The following is a 19,468-nucleotide window of genomic DNA, read 5'->3' on the forward strand; positions in this document are numbered from 1 at the left end:
TTATAGGTTTTTTACACAGTTTTTGAATTGATTGCCCCGATCTTCATAGTTCTGAAAAAGGTCAAAGCTTGAACAGGCTGGGGACAACAATACCGTATCGCCCCTTTCCGCGATTTTATAAGCGACCTTTACAGCTTCCTCCATGGCAAAAGTTTCCACCAATAGGTCCACTACGTTACCAAAGGTTTCCTTTATTTTTTCATTATCGACTCCAAGACAGATAATGGCCTTAACCTTCTCCCTCACCAAGGGCATCAACTCCTTGTACTCGTTGCCCTTATCAACACCACCAACAATCCAGACAACGGGAGTTTTTACGCTCTCCAAAGCATAGTAAGTGGCATTTACATTGGTGGCCTTGGAATCATTGATATACTGTACATGGTGTATTTTCAATACCTTCTCCAACCTATGGGGAGCTCCCTGAAAATTGGAAATGCATTCCCGAATGGTTTCTTTACGGATACCCACCAATTTTGCTACCATAGCGGCTGCCATGGTATTCTTTAAGTTATGCTGGCCTTCCAATGCTAAGCTGTCTGTCATCATTTTTATCGTGTATTCTTGAGTTGTTATTTTAATTTCATTTTTATCTAAACTGGCCCCTTCCTTCAATGTTCGCTTCACCGAAAAAGGGAGTAATTTGGATTTGATCGGGTGCTCGCTCAGCCAACTGCCAATAACTTCATCATCTTGGTCATAGATGAAATAATCGGCCGAATCCTGGTTTTTTGTTATCAGGAATTTGGAGGCTATGTAGTTCTCGAATTTGTACTCATAGCGATCCAAATGGTCTGGGGTAATGTTCGTTAGGACGGAAATATGCGGTCTAAAATCTTGGATTCCATCCAACTGAAAACTGCTGATTTCCAATACATAGTAATCAAAGCTTTTCTCAGCGACCATTTTTGCAAAGCTGTCACCTATGTTACCCGCCATTCCTACGTTTAGTCCACCATTTTTCAAAATGTGGTAGGTAAGCATCGTGGTGGTAGTCTTGCCGTTACTTCCGGTAATCCCTATGATTTTTGCATCGGTATATCTGGATGCAAATTCGATTTCGGATATTACTGGAATTCCCTTTTCGACCATGGTTTTTACCAATGGAACGGTATCCGATATTCCCGGACTCTTCATGACCAAATCGGCCTTTAATAGTTTGTCCTCAGTATGCTTGGATTCTTCCCAATCGATTCCAAAATGTTCAAGAACGTTCTTATACTTTTCCTTTATTTTCCCTTTATCGGAAACAAAAACCTCATAGCCTTTTTGCTTCCCTAAGATGGCCGTACCCACGCCACTTTCTCCACCGCCAAGCACCACCAAAAATGCCATCTATCGTATTTTTAAGGTAACGATTGTGGCCACGGCCAGCATAATCCCAACAATCCAAAAACGGGTCACGATCTTGCTTTCATGGTAGCCTTTCTTCTGGTAATGATGATGCAAAGGGGACATCAAAAAAATACGTCTTCCTTCCCCAAATTTCTTTTTGGTATACTTGAAATAGGCCACCTGCGTCATTACCGATAGGGACTCCGCGAAAAAAATACCGCATAAGACGGGAATCAAGAGTTCCTTTCTAACGATGATGGCGATAACCGCAATCACCCCGCCTATTGTCAAACTTCCCGTATCACCCATAAAAACTTGGGCGGGATAGGTATTGTACCAAAGAAAGCCTACCAAGGCACCAACAAATGCTGTGATGAATATTAGCAACTCTCCTACCCTTGGGATATACATGATATCCAGGTATTCTGAAAAAATGATGTTACCGGAAACCAGGGCGAATACCCCCAATGTAAATACAATAATGGCGGAAGTCCCTGCTGCCAGACCGTCAATACCGTCGGTTAAATTGGCACCGTTTGAAACGGCCGTAACGATCAAGATGATAATAGGAATGAAAATCAACCAGGCGTACTCCTTGGCGCCTTCTCCCATCCAACCAATAAAACTGCCGTAATCGAATTCATTGTTCTTGAAGAAGGGAACCGTGGTCATGGTCGATTTGATTTCCTCACCTCGTACCTCTTCAACCGTAAATTGCTCCGTAATAATGGTCTTATTATGGTCTCGCATGGTAACTTCTGGATGAAAGTATAGTACCGCACCCACAATGAGGCCCAAAACGACCTGACCCATTACCTTAAACCTACCTTTTAAACCTTCCTTGTTCTTTTTGAAAACCTTGATATAGTCATCGATAAAACCGATAACCCCCATCCATACAGTTGTAAAAATCAATAAAATGATGTAGATATTCTCCAATCTGGCAAAAAGTAGCACAGGGATCAAAGTGGCCATGATGATGATGATTCCCCCCATTGTAGGAGTTCCTGCTTTTTGCTTTTGCCCTTCCAGACCTAGGTCTCGGATGGTCTCGCCCACCTGTTGTTTTTGAAGAAAAAGTATGATTTTTTTACCGTAAGCTGTAGCGATTATCAGCGAAAACAAAATGGCCATACCCGCACGAAACGTACTGAACTGGAACAGGCTCGCCCCAGGTAGCTGGTATTGTTTCTCCAAATATTCGAACAGGTAGGTTAACATAATTTATTCAAGTTCAAGCGCAAGTGTCAAGTTCAAAAAATATCGAATCAACGCTTAACCATTAATTTTCGTTTTCTTATTTATCCAAGCTTTGCAACAGTTCCTTAACTATTTTAAAATCATCGAAATCAATGCGTGTACCATTGGTTTCCTGATAGGTTTCATGCCCCTTTCCGGCAATCAAAATGATATCATTGGCATTTGCCAGTTGGCAGGCGGTCTTAATGGCCTGCTCCCGATTCTCAATAGATAAAATTTTTTTGGTGTTCTGCGGCTCAACCCCTGCTTCCATTTCGGCGATAATGGCGCTTGGCGATTCCGTCCTTGGATTGTCCGAAGTGAAAATTGCCGTGTTGCTCATTTCCGAAGCGATATTGCCCATTACCGGACGCTTTGATCTGTCTCTGTCGCCACCACACCCCACAACGGTGATGACGTTTTCATTTCCAGTCCTCAACGTGCCGATTGTCTCGAGCACATTTTTTAAAGCATCCGGCGTATGGGCATAATCAACTATAGCCGTTATTTTATCCTTTGATATATAATATTGAAATCTTCCATCCACATTTTCCAATTCGCTCAGCAAACGCAGGCATTCCAACTTTTCAAGCCCCAACAAATCAGCCGCGGCGTAAATGGCCAAGATGTTATAGGCGTTGAAATGACCTATTAGCTTTGTCCACAATTCGTTATCGTCTATTTTGAGCAATTGCCCGTCGAATTGGTTTTCCAAAATCTGCGCCCTGTAATCAGCATAATTTTTTAAGGCATAAGTAAACTTTCTTGCCTTTGTATTTTGGAGCATTACCAAGCCGTTCTTATCGTCAATATTCGTTAGTGCGAAAGCCTTTTTGGAAAGGTTGTCAAACAATTTCTTTTTGGTATCCCGATATTCCGCAAAGGTCTTGTGGTAATCCAGGTGATCATGGGATAGGTTCGTAAAAATGGCCCCTTCAAATACCAATCCCTCCGTTCTCTTCTGATGGATTCCATGGGAACTTACCTCCATAAAACAGTACTCTACGCCAGCATCGTTCATCAACTTAAGATGCTTATTGATGACCAGGGCATCTGGAGTGGTATGGCTAGTTGGGTATTCCGTGTCATCGATCATAATCTTAATAGTCGATAGCAAGCCCACTTTAAAGCCGGCCTTTTTGAACAGTTGGTACAAAAGGCTGGAAACGGTCGTTTTTCCATTGGTCCCCGTTACCCCTACCAGTTTTAAGTTTTTGGATGGCGTATCGTAATAATTGGAAGCCATAATGGCCAAGGCTTGTTGGCCGTTTTCTACGGCAACATAGGTAACGCCATCCACCATTTTCTTGGGAAGTTCCTCACAAATAATGGCCCTCGCCCCAAGCGCTACCGCCTTGTCCATGTATTTATGTCCATCTGTGACCGTACCCCTAGTGGCAACAAAGGCATCCCCATTCTGTACCTTTCTGGAGTCAAAGCATACCGAGGCCACTTCACAGTTCGTGGTACCACTTACTGCGGAAATATGCACACCGTACAATATGTCCTTCAATACCTTCACGATAGTTCCAATACTATTTTTTTCACCTTCTTTAAATCGGTTCCTTTGGATATGGACTGATTTTTAACTTTTCCGTTCCCTTTCACCTCAACTTCCAATCCCAGATTTTCCAAAATGGAAATCGCATCCATTCCGCTCATGCCACGCACGTTGGGCACTTCCTTATATTCCTTTTGGATATTGGCATAATACCCCTGATAAGCATCCTCCAACCTCGTTTCCAACACCTCCTTAACATCAACTTCATCAATCAATGGGGAGGTGGCATATATTTTTTGAGCGATGGACTTAAAGACAGGACCGGATACATCTGCCCCATAATAGCCAACACTTTTATCTGGCTCGTGTATAACCACGATACAAGAGTATTTTGGGTCATCCGCTGGAAAATAACCTGCAAACGAAGAGATGTATTTTAGCTTGTCCGGATCTTTGCTCACGTAATTTTTCTGGCAAGTGCCAGTTTTTCCAGCCATTGAGAAATTGGGAGAATACAGCCCATGGCCGGTTCCATGCTTCTTCTCTACCACATCCTTTAATAGCTGTTGTACCTTTTTGGCAGTTTCCATGGAGCAGATGGACGGGTTCAACACTTCCTTATCAAATTTCTTGACAGTTTTGTTCCATTCTTTTACCTCCTTGATCAAGCGAGGCTTTATCAATTCCCCATCATTGGCGATGGCATTGTAGAAAGCCAAGGTTTGTAAAGGGGTCATGGCCACTTCATATCCGTAGGCCATTTGCGCCAAGGATAGTCCGGACCATCCTTTGTCCCCAGGATATCTCAATACAGGCTTGCCCTCACCTTTTACTGGGAGGCCCAACTCTTTATGGATATCCATGCTCATGAGTCGGTTTACATATTTCTCCGGGTCTTCCTTGTAATTGTTATGTATAATTTTGGCAAAGGCCGTGTTGGATGATACCTCGAAAGCTTCCGCTACGGAAATTTCACCATACCCGCCATTTTTTGAGTCCCTTACATAATGGTTATAAATTTTCCATCTTCCTTTTTCCGTATCTACCACGGTACTGGTATCGACAACCTTATCCTCCAAGGCAGCCACCAGATTCACCAATTTAAAAGTAGAACCTGGTTCATGGGATTCTCCAATGGCATAATTAAGACGCTCATAATACTTACCCTCTGAAGTCCTGCCCAAGTTGGAAATGGCCTTTACCTCTCCTGTTTTGGTTTCCATAACTATTACAGTTCCATGGTCTGCCTTGTACTTTTCCAGTTGCTTCAAAAGTGCATGGTGCGCAATATCCTGGATATTGATATCAATGGTGGAATAGACATCGTAGCCATCCTTTGGTTCTACGATATTATCATAACCAATGGGTTTCCATTGGTTTTTCGCAATCTTTACTTTGGACCTTTTCCCTTCAATACCACTTAAGTAATCACTAAAGGCGCCTTCCATTCCCACCCGGGTTCTGTAACCGTTTTCGTCCACGCGTTCGTAACCTACGCTTCTCTCAGCTATTTTCCCAAGCGGATGTTCCCGTTTTGTGTTTTGGTCGATAACGATACCACCTTTAAAGGGGCCTTTGTTGAAGAGCGGAAAACTTTTCACCGCCATATACTCCGAATAATCCAAATTTCTGGCGATCAAGGCGTACCTATTTTGATTCTGCCTGGCCTTTCTTAGAATTTGTTGGTAATAGGAAGACTCTTTGTTAAATAGTTTTGCCAATGCATCCGACAAGGGCTTAACATTTTCCTGAAAATCCTTTTCACTTACGGTAACCGCATCGAAATGTATGTTGTACTTTGATACGGAGGTAGCCAGTAGACTGCCATCATCGGAATAAAGATTGCCCCTATTGGGAGCTATGGTGAACATTTTGGTGGTTCTGGTTTCGGCCAAGGCCATATACTTCTCACCATCAATCACTTGTATGGAAACCAATTTGAACAATACCGCACCTGCAAAAACCACAAGGCATGCCGCAACGATATACAATCTGGACAATATGGATTTTTCAGTTACCGGCATTGGTTAATTAGAAGCTTTTAATGATTTTACCTTTATTTTTTTTGGAGGTGTTTCCGATGGATACAAACCCTTTTCTTCCACCGTACTTGTTATGGTGGATTCCAACTTTAACTTTTGCAGGTCTGACCGAGCGTCCACAAACTCATTTTTCAATTCTTTGACACTTTCGTTCAGAGCGGCGATTTTATGCACTTTCTTGTCCGCACTATGCGAACTGCTTATCATGATTGCCGCTAAAAAGGAGGTGAAAATGATGAACCTCCAGTTCTTAAGCGAATCCCCATCCACTAAAAACTTTCCCTTCAAAATGTCTAGTATGCCTTTTTTTACTTTCATCAATCCGTAATTATATACGTTCAGCGACTCTAAGCTTTGCGCTTCTTGCCCTATTATTATTAGCTATTTCCTCCTTTTTTGGGACGATAAGCGATCCTACTTTTTTCAAAGGCACATTGGTGTTGCCGTAAAAATCCTTTTCGGGCTCTCCCTCAAACTGCCCGGCCCTTATGAACCTCTTCACCAAACGGTCTTCCAGTGAATGGTAGCTGATCACACTCAACCTACCCCCTATATTCAAAAGATCCGGCACTTGCTCCAAAAACTCTTTGATGACCGCCACCTCTTGGTTCACCTCAATACGAATCGCCTGGTAGACCTGTGCCAAAATTTTGTGCCTTTTGTGCTCCGGCAAAAACTTCTTTAGCACCTCCTTCAATTGTTCCGTAGTACTTATAGGTTCACGCTCCCTTTCTAACAGTATGGTGTTCGCCATAGCATTTGCATTTCTCAAATCCCCGTACTCAAAAAGCACGCGCCTCAACTCATCATAGGAATAACCGTTAACCACTTCTTTAGCGGATAGGGCGTTGCGCTTGCTCATCCTCATATCCAAGGCCGCGTCAAACCTGGTGGAAAAACCTCTTTCCGCTTCATCGAACTGGTGTGAGGATACCCCGAAATCCGCCAGGATCCCATCCACTTTCCGTATGCCATAGAACTTTAAAAACTGGGTCAGATACCTGAAATTTTCACTGATCAACACGAATCTACCGTCATCCAACCGATTCAATTGCGCATCCTCATCTTGATCAAAAGCAAACAACTTTCCTGTTTCGCCCAATCTTTTCAATATTTCACTTGAATGCCCACCACCGCCAAAAGTCACATCCACATACACGCCACCTTCCTTGATTGCCAGCCCATCCACGGATTCTTTTAGCAAAACTGGATTATGATACATCCCCTTCCGGCTTTTCTGCATATTTCACCTGGTAGGCCAACTGCTCCCTTTCCTCTGGGGAAGATTCCACATCCCCGTCATAAGTGGCCTTGTCCCAAATCTCCAAGTGCCGGTCCATTGGGGACAACACCACGTCCTTTTTTATATCCACAAGACCTATTACATCCTTGGGAATCAACAATCTACCCGCCGAATCTATTTCCACCTGCCTTAATCCCGAAGTAAATTTTCGCTTAAACTCACGGTCCTTCCTGCTGTCCCCTAGCTTTTCATTGAGCTTTTTGACCTCAGATTCCCACTCGTGCTTTGGATACAGTTCCAAACACTCATCGTAATAGGACTTTTTAATAAAAAAGCCATTTCCCAACATTGGAGCCATTTGATTCCTAAGGGATATAGGTAGCATTACCCTTCCCTTGGCATCCGCCTTGCAGTTGTAAACACCTGAAAAATAGATTTCCAAAATTGTTGGCCTTTCTTATATAACTCAAATATATAAATATTATTACCACATTTTACCACAAAAAACCACTTTGTTAATAAAATAGCTAATTTTTGCGGCATTTTTGACACAAGTTGATTCCAAATCACCACTAATGACATTTTCCAACAAAACTTTAATCGCATGAACTGGCCGTGACCCTGCATTTTTGGATGGTATATTAATACCACGCTATTCTATCTAAATACCTATATTTGCCCAAATGTCAGAACCCTAGTAGATGGATGACGAAATAATCAAAGACGGGAAGTTCAGGTATATTGAAAAAGGGGAAGGAACTCCCATCATTATCCTGCACGGTCTCATGGGCGGCCTGAGCAATTTTCACGGTGTTACGGATCATTTCCCTAAAAAAGGGTATAAAGTTCTGGTTCCAGAACTTCCAATATATGATATGCCCATGCTCAAGACCAATGTAAAGAACTTTGCCAAATACTTGGAAAAGTTCATTGAATTCAAAGGCCTTAAAGACGTTATTTTATTGGGAAATTCCTTGGGGGGCCATATTGGTCTGCTACATACCAAATTATATCCGGAAATGGTAAAGGCCTTGGTCATTACCGGTAGTTCTGGGCTCTATGAAAGTGCCATGGGCGACGGATATCCCAAAAGGGGCGATTATGAATTCATCAAAAAAAAGGCGCAGGATGTTTTCTACGACCCGGAAGTAGCTACCAAGGAAATCGTGGACGAGGTCTATGCAACGGTTAACGACCGCATGAAATTGGTCAAAACACTTGCCATCGCCAAGAGTGCCATTAGGCACAACATGAGTACTGATTTACCCACAATGCATACTCCCACGTGTATTATATGGGGCGAAAACGATACGGTAACCCCACCCGATGTTGCTGAACTCTTCCACGAGCTGCTACCGGATTCCAATTTGTTTTGGATCAAGGAATGTGGCCATGCACCTATGATGGAACATCCGGAGGAGTTCAATTCCATATTGGAAAAGTGGTTACAGGAGCGTAATTTTTAGACCAAACCAAATGAAAATTTCATCGGCGGAATTTGTGATGAGCAATTCAGAGGTTGCCAAATGCCCCAATGAACCCCTGCCCGAATACGCCTTTATTGGAAGGTCCAACGTTGGAAAATCGTCCCTGATCAATATGTTGACGGACCGAAAAAACCTGGCCAAGACATCCGGCAGGCCTGGAAAGACCCAATTGATAAACCATTTTAAGATCAACAATAATTGGTTTTTGGTGGATCTTCCCGGTTACGGTTATGCCCAGGTTTCCAAAAAGGACAAAAAGACCTTTCAAAAATATATCACCAACTATTTTCTAGAGCGCCAACAACTGGTATGCTCCTTTGTCTTGATCGATATCAGACATAAACCACAGACCATTGATTTGGAATTTATGCAGTGGATGGGCGAAAACGGAATTCCCTTTTCAATCATTTTTACAAAAGCCGACAAGTTAAGGCCGATGGCCATTCAAAGACAGGTCGCGGACTATATAAATTATTTACAAAAGGATATGTGGGAAGAGGCACCGCACTATTTCATTACATCATCTAGCAAGAAAGCAGGAAGGGATGAGGTTCTGGCGTATATCGACACCATAAACCTAGAATATTTTGAGGCGCAGAAAAACAGGCCGATTTAGTAAATCCTAATAACAACTATTTTTTGAGTTCCAATTTTTCCGCAAAATAATCGCAGAAATCCTTCATGGTGGCCGTCATTTTCTCATCCTGGGTGGCCCTCATAAATGTATCCGATAATGAAACCAAGGTCTGATGAAAAAATACTTTCATTTCATCTACAGGCATGTCCTTGGTCCAAAGGTCAATTTTAAGGGATTCCCGGTTTTTACTGTCCCAAACGGAAAGTAACATGGCTTTGGCTTCCTCATTATCTATGCCTCCGTCCTGAGCGGACCATGAAAGTGTTTCTGGTACTCGGTTTTCGTCAAGCCCCACTTTCAGGGTAATTTCCGACTCATGTAAATCTGCCATCTAACTTCTTGGTTTATAATTCGATTTCTTGAAAATTTCCTCTGCCGGCATGGTCAGCAATTGTTTCAAATTGACCTCGTTGTTTTCCATGAAAGCCCGCACGATCTGCCAACCAATATATCTACCTAAGCGTCCAGGGGACTCATTGTCCAGTTCCAGACCAAATTTTGAAAAAGGAGCCGGATCCAAAAATCGTTGGTTCAATCGGGTTTCCGTACTATATAGGTATTCGTTCTCAATAAAATTTCTCCAGATGGGTTCTTCATTGGCCACGGCCCAATCCATTTCATCTGCTGTATATCCGATTTTGAGCTCGTCCTTGGCATAAGGCATCAATTTGTCCTTTAAATAAAGTTCCTTCCCAAAATAAATCATTCGGGCCAAATAAGTCCGGTCCCTAGGTCTGGGAACCACTTTTTTGGCAAAGGCACTTGCTACATCGCTCACCATGAACTTTCGGTCCAAAATTTTTGCAACATACCGTTGAAAACCACCGTAGTATTTATGTTGGGAACCTAGATAATTGTCCAAGCCAATAAACAATAAGGTATCTGCCAAGATGATCCGGTTATCGTAGTCAACGTCATTGGTAACGGTGATGATTTTAGGGGTTTGCTGTTCGGGAAAATAATACTTGATATGTTTGAAAAGATCCGCCAGCCCTTCTTCCTCGTCCTCAAAACTATTGAAGGTATTACCTACCTGTTGAAACAGCTCAATTTGTAGTGAATCCTTCATCTTGGCAACCCAAACACTGTCAGGGGCAGGGAAAAGGTAAGGATACATTTTGCGCAATTTAGGGAGGCCTTCTTCCCCGGCATCGGCAAACAATCGATCAAACCTTTCTATTTTAAGGTCCATAGGAACTTTTGAAATTTCCTCTTCGATCTTATCGCTGTCATTACATCCAATAAAAATCAGTAAAATTGATAAAACGATAAAAATGGGTTTTCTCATACCAAGTATTTCCGAATACATTTTATTTTTAAATAAGGACAACTTATTTTTAGGCAAAGTTAATCGATCCAAACAAATTTAATACGGGTATGCAAACGGAAAAAGTTATCGATCACATAGTAGGTTGGCTGAAGGATTACGCAACGAATGCAAACCAAAAAGGGTTTGTAATAGGTGTTTCCGGGGGGATAGATTCTGCAGTCACTTCGACCTTATGCGCCAAAACGGGTCTGGACCTTCTTTGCCTAGAGATGCCCATACACCAAGCGGCCAATCAAGTGGACAGGGCTTCCAACCACATCGATTGGTTGCAAAGGAATTTCCCCAACGTGAGCAGACAACCCGTGAACCTCACCCCTGTTTTTGATAGCCTCGTAGCAGCATTTCCCAAAGTGGAGAACGAGGAGGAGCGCTTTATGTCCTTGGCAAATACCCGGGCCAGGTTACGTATGACCAGTCTTTATTATTTCGCCGCATTGCATAAGTATCTGGTGGCCGGAACGGGCAACAAGGTGGAAGACTTTGGTGTTGGATTCTACACAAAATACGGGGATGGCGGTGTCGATTTAAGTCCGATTGCCGACTTGTTAAAGACCGAAGTCTATGAGATTGCAAAAAAAATGGGCGTTAACGAAGAAATTATTAAGGCGGCTCCCACCGATGGACTTTGGGGCGATGACAGAACGGACGAAGACCAGATTGGGGCGTCCTACCCAGAACTGGAATGGGCCATGCGGATGAAGAACGAAGGCAAAACCCTGGACGATTTCACGGGAAGGGACAAAGAAGTTTTTGCTATCTTCACAAGATTCAATACCATGAACCGTCATAAAATGGAACCCATCCCAGTTTGTATAATTCCAGAATCCATTAAATAACCACTCACCTATTAATCAGGTTAATAAATCGAATAATAATTCGATTTTGATCGCGTTTTAGAAAAATAGTACATCTTTGCTTTCTAAATTTGATATTTTAGTCCTACATTGCATGTACTCTTTTTCCTTAAAAAGCTAAACCGACTAAACTATCTTGAAAAAACAACATAATGATAAAAGTTTTAATTGCGGACAACCATCCTATCATCCGAATGGGAGTAAGGGCGGTTCTGGATTCCGCTAATGGTTTTGAAATGGTGGACGATGTTTCCACCACTGAAGAGCTTTTCCAAAAACTACAGATTGTAACCCCCGATGTTGTAATGCTTGAAATGGACATTCCGGAGATGAACGGAATTGCCGCTTTAAGAAAAATTAAAAAAGATTATCCCAACGTAAAAGTACTTATGTACAGTGGACAATCTGAGGATGTCTACGCACTTAGTGCCATTAGGGCAGGAGCTTTTGGATATCTATCCAAGGCCTCTGATGTGGATTATATCATCTCGGCGGTGAAAAAAGTTAGTGAAGGTAGTATGTTCATAACCAATGAGTTGGCCCAAAGATTGGCCTTTGATGAAGGAACCAAAAAACCAAGAAGGTTCTTCCGTAAACTATCCACAAGGGAAATTGAGGTGCTTAAATTGTTGGCCAGTGGAAAAAGAAACAAAGAGGTTGCCCAAGGTTTAAATCTAAACGAAAAAACCGTAAGTACCTACAAAGCTCGTTTAATGAAAAAATTGAACGTAGACAATATGGTAGATTTGCTTCAGCAAGCCAAAGCCTTGGAACTCTATTAAAAAATAGTTTGACATTATAAAGAAGACCCGCCATTAATGTGGGTCTTTTTCGTTGAGTACCTTACGATAGTACCCTATTGAGCTTTTGGTTCAACAGCTTATTTAACTGTAGGTAGTTCATTATTTCCTCCAAAATTTCCTTATTGTCCTGCTCCGGGGTTTCGGTTTCATTTTGCAGGGCCTGCATCCTTTTTTTTATCAAGAAACAACGTAGGGTAAGGATGGTCTCACTGACCAATTGGGCGATACCACTCCCCTTTTCCTTTGGGTAGATATCCTTACGTTCCCAATTATGTAGGGCATATTTTTCCTCTTCCATGAGAATGGACGATACTTCATTGGCCATTTCCTGTTCCAAGGCGGCGATAAAATCACTGACCTTAAAATCCTCATTTTCATTCAGTGCGGCAATCAACTTGTAATATACGTCCCTAAATGTTGGGTTTGCCAACTCTATCTCATCTTCCTGTAAATCCAAGTACACTTTTTCGTAGACTTTGATCTCAAGCGATTCCGGTTCCAAAACCAAGTCTCCGCTTTCGTTTTCCTTTAAAACCAGGTCTTCAAACTCCTCTTTCCTATTCCCATATAACAAAAGGCTTTCAATAATCTTGCGTTCCAGTTCATATTGCACATCCAATTTTTCACCAACCGGCTCACTCCGCACCACATCAAAGGCCTTCTGCTTCTGTTTTTCCTGCTTTAGGGCATCGGCTTGGTCCTTTTTTCCAATTTGCGCCAAGGTACTGAAGAGCACACTTTCTGAAATGTTCATGATCTGTGCACATTCCTGCACATAGATTTCCTTTTTGATCCGGTCCGGAATCTTCGAAATACTGTTTACGATATCGCGTACGGTATCGGCCCTTTTTATGGGGTCATCCGATGCTTCCTTAACTAGCAATGAGGCCTTGAACCTTATAAAATCCTTGGAATTGTCCTTTAAAAACTGTTCTACCTCGTCCAATTCATTGTTCTTGGCAAAACTATCCGGATCCTCACCTTCTGGAAACGTACAGATACGCACGTTCATTCCCTGTTCCAAGATCAAATCCACACCCCTCAACGAAGCCCGTAAACCGGCGGCATCCCCATCAAAAAGTACGGTAACGTTTTTCGTCAACCGGTTTATCAATCGGATTTGCTCTGGGGTCAAAGCCGTACCACTGGACGAAACCACGTTGTGGATTCCACGTTGGTAAAACTGGATAACATCGGTATAACCCTCCACCAAAAAACAATTGTCCTCCTTGGCAATGGCCTGTTTGGCATGGTAAATACCATAGAGCACCTTGCTTTTGTGATAGATATCGCTCTCCGGCGAATTAAGATATTTGGCCGCTTTTTTGTCATTGGTCAGGATACGTCCGCCAAAACCCAAGACCCGGCCACTTAGGGAATGAATGGGAAACATGACCCTTCCTTTGAACCGATCGAACTTTTTGGGGTTGTTTGGGTTATTGGTATCCTCTTTGACTATGGTAAGTCCCGTTTTTTCCAGGTATTCCAATTTGTAACCTTGATCGAGTGCCGCCGTGGTAAATCCGTCCCATTGGTCCAGACAGTATCCCAAACCGAATTTTTTAATGGTTTCCTCCGTAAAGCCTCGCTCCTTGAAATAGCTAAGTCCTATGGCCTTTCCCAATTCCGACTCCCAAAGTATGTTCTGGAAGTAGGTACTTGCATATTCTGAAACCAAATACATACTCTCACGTTCATTCGCCTGCTCCTTCTCCTCGTTGGACTGTTCCGTCTCCTCAACCTCTATATTGTATTTTTTTGCCAGATATTTTATAGCTTCCGGATAGGTAAAATGTTCGTGTTCCATTAAAAAGGCCACCACGTTACCTCCCTTTCCGCTACTGAAATCCTTCCATATCTGTTTGACCGGGGAAACCATGAAACTCGGGGTACGTTCATCGGTAAATGGGCTGAGTCCCTTAAAATTGGAACCGGATTTTTTCAATTGCACAAAATCTCCGATCACTTCCTCCAAACGGGCCGTCTCATAAACTTGATCAATCGTGGTTTTGGAAATCATCTAGAATCAGTGTTTTTGCTCCTTGAGTTTAAATGGGAATATCAAATGTATCAAAATGAAGTGAATATTCTTCCCTTCGAGGGTAATGGGAACTACTACAATTTTAAAAATTACGCCTATTCCAAAAAATGGAAACTAGTAGTACCTTAGTACTATCTCTGAAAATAAAAAAACATGAAAAAATCATTTTTGCTTCTTCTGTCCTTTTGCTTTATTAACACAATTCTAGCACAGGAAACCCCAAACTCCATTAACGTCAATGGAGCCTTCGAATACGAAATTGAACCTACCTATACCAGTAGCATGATCGTAAGCCTCAATAACGTCTACTACGACACACAAACGGTTAGCCTTGAAGAGTTAATAAAAACTTATAAGGACAAACTGGGGCAGGCAGGTTTGGACGTGTCAAAACTGAAAAATGACCCTTTGTCCTACGCATTGATGGGATATGAAAAAGATGGAGTAATCTTGACCTTCACTACGGATTCTTTGGAAGAGATGCAGAATTTTCTTCAAGTTAGGGCCTTGGGCGTATCCCGTTCCGAAACGTCCATGAAAGCGACTTTGACCGATAGCCAAATGGCCGACTATGCACAGAGAGCCTATGAGAACGCAAAACAGAAAGCAGAGGCCATCGCCAAAAAGATAGGACGATCCATAGGAAAGGCTGTCTATATAAGCGACGGAAACAATCAGGAAATAAACGAATCGCTTTATTACGGCAACACGCTGAAGAAACGCACGTACTTTCTTCATGCCTCTTTTGAACTGCTTTAGATACCTTTGACATGATTCTTTTCTTTGGTACACGGCCCGGAAAAACAGAAATCAAAAACCTGGATAACCTAACCTGCCCTTATTGCAATCAAATAGGGACCTTAACCGCTTATATTTCAGGAAATTACTTTCATGTTTTTTGGATAAAACTTTTCAAGATTTCGGCATCGAAAATGGTGGAATGTAGCCATTGCAAACGAGTGTACTACCCAGATGAATTTTCAGAGGAAATGAAAAGGCTCACAAATTAAAAAAGGGCATACCGTACAGGTATGCCCTCACCAATTCAAATAATCATATAATTTAGAGATCGAAACGCAGACCCAAGGACACGTTTCTTTGTTCAATGGCCGCATTCTTGAAAATTGGATTAAGGTCATATTTGAGATATAGCAACACACCGTCAAAGCCCGCGTAGGCACTTATACCATAAATAAGGTTGTTGGTATTGTAATCCCTTTTCAATTTATCTTTCACACTGCTGCCATCTTGGTCGTATTTTAGTTTTTGCCTTGTACCGATGTTAAAACCTCCATAACCCCCTATTCCCAAACGAAACTGATTGCGAAGGGAATATCTTATGGTTTTCTCCGTTTGTTTTAATTTTGAGGGACCGAATTCAAAATGAACGGGAAATACAAGGTTGTCCATCCTAAATTTGGATTTGTCAAGATCAAACTGAAACGGTTGAAGCTCGGCAACACCTTGGTCGTTTAGAACAAGATACTGATTGTCCTTCATCTTAAGACCGTTGAACTGGAATGAAAACCCATAGTTCAACCTTAGAAAATTGGTATTGTCAAACACCCTGGTCCGCCACTGCCAACCCATTTCAAAAAACCGACTCCCTCCTAACTGATATGGAGAATCGTTCAGGGATTGACCGTCGATAATGGCATTGTTAAAGCCTGCTGCAAGAACAAAATCAGAATACGTACGTCTATCATATCTCAAATCCCGTTTCCAATAATTGGTGTTAAAAACGTAGCTTTCCGCAGGCTTTCCCCCAATATCAATACCTATTCGTATTTGACCCTCGGGTACGGAATCTACTTGGATATCGTTGAACAAAATCCCTTCATTACGTTGCAGTAAGGAAATCTGATTATCGATAATCGCGAGCCTGTTTTCTATATTCAAAGCACGCTTTTCTGCCGCTTCCTCTTTTAGTTTTTGGGCATCCTCCTCAGAAATTATTCCATCCTCAAGTCGCTTGTTTATTTCCGAAACCTCTACTTTCAAGGCCTCCTTTTCCTGTTCGGTTACTTTTTCTTTTTGACTCTTCAGGGCTTTGACCTTTTTTTCATAATCTTCCTGTGCGGAGATTGATTGAACCACAAACAAGGTGATACATAGCAAGACAAATGTTGTAATTGTTCTCATTTCTTTTTTCGATTTTGATTTTGATTGTTGATGAATAAAACTCCAGTCCCTGTAGTAAAATACAGAGCTCAATAAATAATAAATGATTAAATGATTTAGTCGTTCCTGTCGGCCACGGCCGTTCTAACCTTCAGAAAACCGGCCTTTAAGGTTTCAAATAGTTGATCTCGGAAGGATTGATCAAGTTCTTCCTCCACCTCGGTCAACAAGGCTATTGCATTGACCGTAGTATTGTTTTCAACTAATTTTTGTCTCAGGATTTCCTTTTGTGCGTTCATTAAAAGAGAATCTACTTCCGCATCTGTTATATTTCCATTTAGTTCCATGATGTTTACTTGAGCGATGACCTCAGCGATTTTTGCATCCAGAATTTCTACGGGGACCGTTGGAACAGTTTCATCCTCCAAAGGTGCCTTAGACGTATTTGAAACTAGCATCTCCATATCTTTAGCCGATTCCTGTTGGCTTTTAGACGTTGACCGTAGGATTTCATCCTGATTCCCTTTTGTTTCCTCATTTTTAGTTACTACAATGGCTTCGGGCGGTGTAACTTCAAAAACAGTGGAGTCCTTGAATTCCGAGTTTTGTTCAATGATTTTGGGCTGTTCTACATCGACCACTATATTCGGGGATATCCCTTCAATTTCTTCAGATCGGGTAAAGAAAAAAAGCGAGGCTCCTAAAAGTAGGATAAAACTTGCCGCTATTCCCATCCAGAAATAACCGTTTTTTGGTTGCTCCTTTGAGCTTTCCAATTGACCTGAAATCCTTTCCCAAGCCCCATCCGAAGGAGCGATTCTCCTTTCTTCCAACTTGCTTTTAATATACTTTTCAAATTTATCTGGTTCCATATCCAATGATATTTTGTTCCTGTAATTGCTCTTGGAGCATTTTCCGGGCCTTAAAAAGTTGGGATTTGGAGGTGCTTTCCGTAATATCCAACATTTTGGCAATCTCTTGATGTTTGTATCCTTCTATGGTATACAGTACAAAGACCATTTTATAGCCTTGTGGAAGGGCGTCTATAAGTCTTTGGATGTGTTCCGTATCCAAATCGGAAACGAGTTCGGACGAATTGGATTGATTCTCCACATACACTTCATCGTCATAAACTACGAATTGCTGTTTTCTAAGGAAGGAAATACTCTCCCGAATCATAATCCTCCGCACCCAACCTTCAAAGCTTCCCTCAAATTTAAAGGTGTCCAATTGTTTGAACATCTTTACAAAACCTTGAATCATCACATCCTCAGCAAAATGTATATCCTTTATATATTGTCTACAGACACTAAGCATCTTTGGGGCATGATGGGTATACAAAACCTTTTGGGCTTCCCTATTCCCATTAATGGCCTTTTGTATCAGTTGCCGTTCGTTTCTATAAAAGGGTATAATTTTCAAATCCTTTATGGTCTTCTATTTACATAGACGCTTACCAAGTCTATTTGGTTGCCCAGAAATCAAAAAAAAATTAAATAAATCGATAACTATCGTTTAAAATAAACCTTGATGGGCTATCACACCTTTGTTGTCTAAACCTGACAGGTTTTCATTCTCAATGGAGCATGCCAACCATTATAATTCTTATTAAGTAGTACTAAAATTAAAATAGGATCTCAACTACCTGTCCAAAAGAAAATTTGATTCATGTAGAGGTACGGTACTTTAATGGTTCATTAATTTGTACGGGAGTCTTGTTGTTAATGGATATCCAGATTACAAAGTAGCCAAAATAGAAATTACTTTTTACGCTCTACCACATAATTTACCATCAGTTCCAAGGAATCCCGGTAATCTGATTTTGGATATTGATGCAGCAAGGAAAGGGCTTCGTCTTTAAATTGGAGCATTTTGGCAACCGCATATTCCAAGCCGCCCACTTGTTTGACAAAGGCGATGACCTCCTTTACCCGCTTTTTGTTTTTATTGTGGTTCTTGACCGAATTTATCAACCAGCCCTTTTCCTTTTTAGAACAGTTGTTCAAGGCATAGATCAACGGAAGGGTCATTTTTTGCTCCTTGATATCGATTCCGGTCGGTTTCCCTATTTTCTCCTCCCCGTAGTCAAAAAGGTCATCTTTTATCTGAAAAGCCATACCACATAATTCTCCAAATTTCCTGAAAGTTTCCACATCGGGACTATCGGGTTTTACGGAACAAGCGCCAAGGCTGCAACAGGCTGCGATCAAAGTTGCGGTTTTTTGCCGTATGATATCGTAATATACATCTTCGGTAATATCCAATCTTCTGGCCTTTTCTATTTGTAGCAGTTCTCCTTCGCTCATTTCCCTTACGGCAACGGAAATAATTCTGAGTAGATCAAAATCACCGTTATCAATGGAAAGCAACAGTCCTTTAGACAAGAGGTAATCTCCCACCAAAACGGCAATTTTGTTTTTCCAAAGGGCATTGATAGAGAAAAAACCGCGACGCTTGTCGCTTTCGTCCACCACGTCATCGTGGACCAAAGTAGCCGTGTGTATCAATTCGATAACGGAAGCCCCTCTATACGTCCGCTCGTTTACCTCCCCTTGGTTCAATAATTTGGCCGTGAGAAAAACGAACATGGGTCGCATCTGTTTGCCTTTCCTGTTGACGATGTAATACGTAATTCTATTGAGGAGGGCAACCTTAGAGGTCATGGAATCCCGGAATTTGGTTTCAAAGAGATCCATTTCCCGGGTGATCGGTTCCTTTATTTGAGATACGATTTTCAAGCAGTCTGGCTTAGAATGTCAAAATTAGGGAAAAGAGGGGATTAAGCAGTAATTAGGGAATAGGAATTAGGGGTTAGCTGTTTGCAAAAAGACTTTT

Annotated in this window: 20 protein-coding genes; 6 read left to right on the forward strand and 14 right to left on the reverse strand. The window is 41.8% G+C overall.

Annotation, left to right across the window (positions count from 1 at the left end; translation table 11 throughout):
* The 7 genes from murD to ACZ41C_RS03310 form a co-directional block, all read right to left on the reverse strand.
* Positions 1 to 1,335 carry a UDP-N-acetylmuramoyl-L-alanine--D-glutamate ligase gene (murD, locus tag ACZ41C_RS03280; protein WP_464564305.1) on the reverse strand — a complete coding sequence of 445 codons (1,335 nt, stop codon included), beginning with the start codon at positions 1,333 to 1,335 and terminating at the stop codon, positions 1 to 3.
* Positions 1,336 to 2,556: a phospho-N-acetylmuramoyl-pentapeptide-transferase gene (gene mraY, locus ACZ41C_RS03285; protein WP_138259339.1), complete on the reverse strand. Its 1,221-nt coding sequence runs from the start codon at positions 2,554 to 2,556 to the stop codon at positions 1,336 to 1,338.
* 76 nt (positions 2,557 to 2,632) lie between these two features.
* Positions 2,633 to 4,096, reverse strand: coding sequence for a UDP-N-acetylmuramoyl-L-alanyl-D-glutamate--2,6-diaminopimelate ligase (locus ACZ41C_RS03290; RefSeq protein WP_464564307.1), 1,464 nt, complete (start codon positions 4,094 to 4,096; stop codon positions 2,633 to 2,635).
* Positions 4,093 to 6,099 (reverse strand): penicillin-binding protein, encoded by a 2,007-nt coding sequence (locus ACZ41C_RS03295; RefSeq protein WP_464564309.1) that lies wholly within the window; start codon positions 6,097 to 6,099, stop codon positions 4,093 to 4,095. The genes ACZ41C_RS03290 and ACZ41C_RS03295 overlap by 4 nt, the downstream gene beginning before the upstream one ends.
* Positions 6,100 to 6,102: 3 nt before the next feature.
* Positions 6,103 to 6,435: an FtsL-like putative cell division protein gene (locus tag ACZ41C_RS03300; protein WP_138259336.1), complete on the reverse strand. Its 333-nt coding sequence runs from the start codon at positions 6,433 to 6,435 to the stop codon at positions 6,103 to 6,105.
* 10 nt (positions 6,436 to 6,445) lie between these two features.
* On the reverse strand, positions 6,446 to 7,360 hold the full coding sequence (gene rsmH, locus ACZ41C_RS03305) for a 16S rRNA (cytosine(1402)-N(4))-methyltransferase RsmH (RefSeq protein WP_464564311.1): 915 nt from the start codon (positions 7,358 to 7,360) through the stop codon (positions 6,446 to 6,448).
* Complete coding sequence (locus ACZ41C_RS03310; RefSeq protein WP_138259335.1) at positions 7,329 to 7,802, reverse strand: division/cell wall cluster transcriptional repressor MraZ; 474 nt, start codon at positions 7,800 to 7,802, stop codon at positions 7,329 to 7,331. The genes rsmH and ACZ41C_RS03310 overlap by 32 nt, the downstream gene beginning before the upstream one ends.
* A 259-nt stretch (positions 7,803 to 8,061) precedes the next feature.
* Here ACZ41C_RS03310 and ACZ41C_RS03315 point away from each other — a divergent pair, with 259 nt between their 5' ends.
* The gene (locus ACZ41C_RS03315; protein ID WP_138259334.1) at positions 8,062 to 8,826 is read left to right on the forward strand and encodes an alpha/beta fold hydrolase; all 765 of its coding nucleotides are present in this window, start codon (positions 8,062 to 8,064) and stop codon (positions 8,824 to 8,826) included.
* Between the two features lie 10 nt (positions 8,827 to 8,836).
* Positions 8,837 to 9,463, forward strand: a complete 627-nt coding sequence (gene yihA / locus ACZ41C_RS03320) for a ribosome biogenesis GTP-binding protein YihA/YsxC (protein ID WP_138259333.1) — start codon at positions 8,837 to 8,839, stop codon at positions 9,461 to 9,463.
* A gap of 16 nt (positions 9,464 to 9,479) precedes the next feature.
* On the opposite strand, the gene gldC is transcribed toward yihA, so the two are convergent.
* Together gldC and gldB are read right to left on the reverse strand one after the other, a co-directional pair.
* Positions 9,480 to 9,815: a gliding motility protein GldC gene (gldC, locus tag ACZ41C_RS03325; protein WP_464564313.1), complete on the reverse strand. Its 336-nt coding sequence runs from the start codon at positions 9,813 to 9,815 to the stop codon at positions 9,480 to 9,482.
* A complete protein-coding gene (gene gldB / locus ACZ41C_RS03330) occupies positions 9,816 to 10,772 on the reverse strand; it encodes a gliding motility lipoprotein GldB (RefSeq protein ID WP_464564315.1) in 957 nt (318 codons plus the stop codon).
* Positions 10,773 to 10,861: 89 nt separating this feature from the next.
* Here gldB and nadE point away from each other — a divergent pair, with 89 nt between their 5' ends.
* Together nadE and ACZ41C_RS03340 are read left to right on the forward strand one after the other, a co-directional pair.
* Positions 10,862 to 11,650, forward strand: a complete 789-nt coding sequence (gene nadE / locus ACZ41C_RS03335) for an NAD(+) synthase (RefSeq protein WP_138259330.1) — start codon at positions 10,862 to 10,864, stop codon at positions 11,648 to 11,650.
* Between the two features lie 170 nt (positions 11,651 to 11,820).
* Positions 11,821 to 12,450: a response regulator gene (locus ACZ41C_RS03340; RefSeq protein WP_138259329.1), complete on the forward strand. Its 630-nt coding sequence runs from the start codon at positions 11,821 to 11,823 to the stop codon at positions 12,448 to 12,450.
* Between the two features lie 61 nt (positions 12,451 to 12,511).
* Here ACZ41C_RS03340 and dnaG read toward each other — a convergent pair whose 3' ends face one another.
* Positions 12,512 to 14,491: a DNA primase gene (gene dnaG, locus ACZ41C_RS03345; RefSeq protein WP_464564317.1), complete on the reverse strand. Its 1,980-nt coding sequence runs from the start codon at positions 14,489 to 14,491 to the stop codon at positions 12,512 to 12,514.
* 174 nt (positions 14,492 to 14,665) lie between these two features.
* On the opposite strand from dnaG, the gene ACZ41C_RS03350 reads away from it, so the two are divergent.
* Both ACZ41C_RS03350 and ACZ41C_RS03355 read left to right on the forward strand, forming a co-directional pair.
* Positions 14,666 to 15,271 carry an SIMPL domain-containing protein gene (locus tag ACZ41C_RS03350; RefSeq protein ID WP_138259327.1) on the forward strand — a complete coding sequence of 202 codons (606 nt, stop codon included), beginning with the start codon at positions 14,666 to 14,668 and terminating at the stop codon, positions 15,269 to 15,271.
* Between the two features lie 11 nt (positions 15,272 to 15,282).
* Entirely contained in the window at positions 15,283 to 15,522 is a 240-nt protein-coding gene (locus ACZ41C_RS03355; protein ID WP_464564319.1) for a zinc-ribbon domain-containing protein, read from the forward strand.
* Positions 15,523 to 15,574: 52 nt separating this feature from the next.
* Here the strand turns inward: ACZ41C_RS03355 and ACZ41C_RS03360 are convergent, their stop codons facing one another.
* The 4 genes from ACZ41C_RS03360 to ACZ41C_RS03375 all read right to left on the reverse strand — a co-directional run bounded on the left by ACZ41C_RS03360 (position 15,575) and on the right by ACZ41C_RS03375 (position 19,371).
* Positions 15,575 to 16,654 (reverse strand): coiled-coil domain-containing protein, encoded by a 1,080-nt coding sequence (locus ACZ41C_RS03360; protein WP_138259325.1) that lies wholly within the window; start codon positions 16,652 to 16,654, stop codon positions 15,575 to 15,577.
* A gap of 95 nt (positions 16,655 to 16,749) precedes the next feature.
* Positions 16,750 to 17,505 (reverse strand): hypothetical protein, encoded by a 756-nt coding sequence (locus ACZ41C_RS03365; protein ID WP_464564321.1) that lies wholly within the window; start codon positions 17,503 to 17,505, stop codon positions 16,750 to 16,752.
* Positions 17,492 to 18,055 carry an RNA polymerase sigma factor gene (locus ACZ41C_RS03370; RefSeq protein WP_138259323.1) on the reverse strand — a complete coding sequence of 188 codons (564 nt, stop codon included), beginning with the start codon at positions 18,053 to 18,055 and terminating at the stop codon, positions 17,492 to 17,494. The genes ACZ41C_RS03365 and ACZ41C_RS03370 overlap by 14 nt, the downstream gene beginning before the upstream one ends.
* Positions 18,056 to 18,393: 338 nt before the next feature.
* Positions 18,394 to 19,371 carry a polyprenyl synthetase family protein gene (locus ACZ41C_RS03375; protein WP_154920603.1) on the reverse strand — a complete coding sequence of 326 codons (978 nt, stop codon included), beginning with the start codon at positions 19,369 to 19,371 and terminating at the stop codon, positions 18,394 to 18,396.
* Positions 19,372 to 19,468: the final 97 nt, after the last annotated feature.

The organism is Maribacter sp. C-4077, from assembly GCF_055378385.1.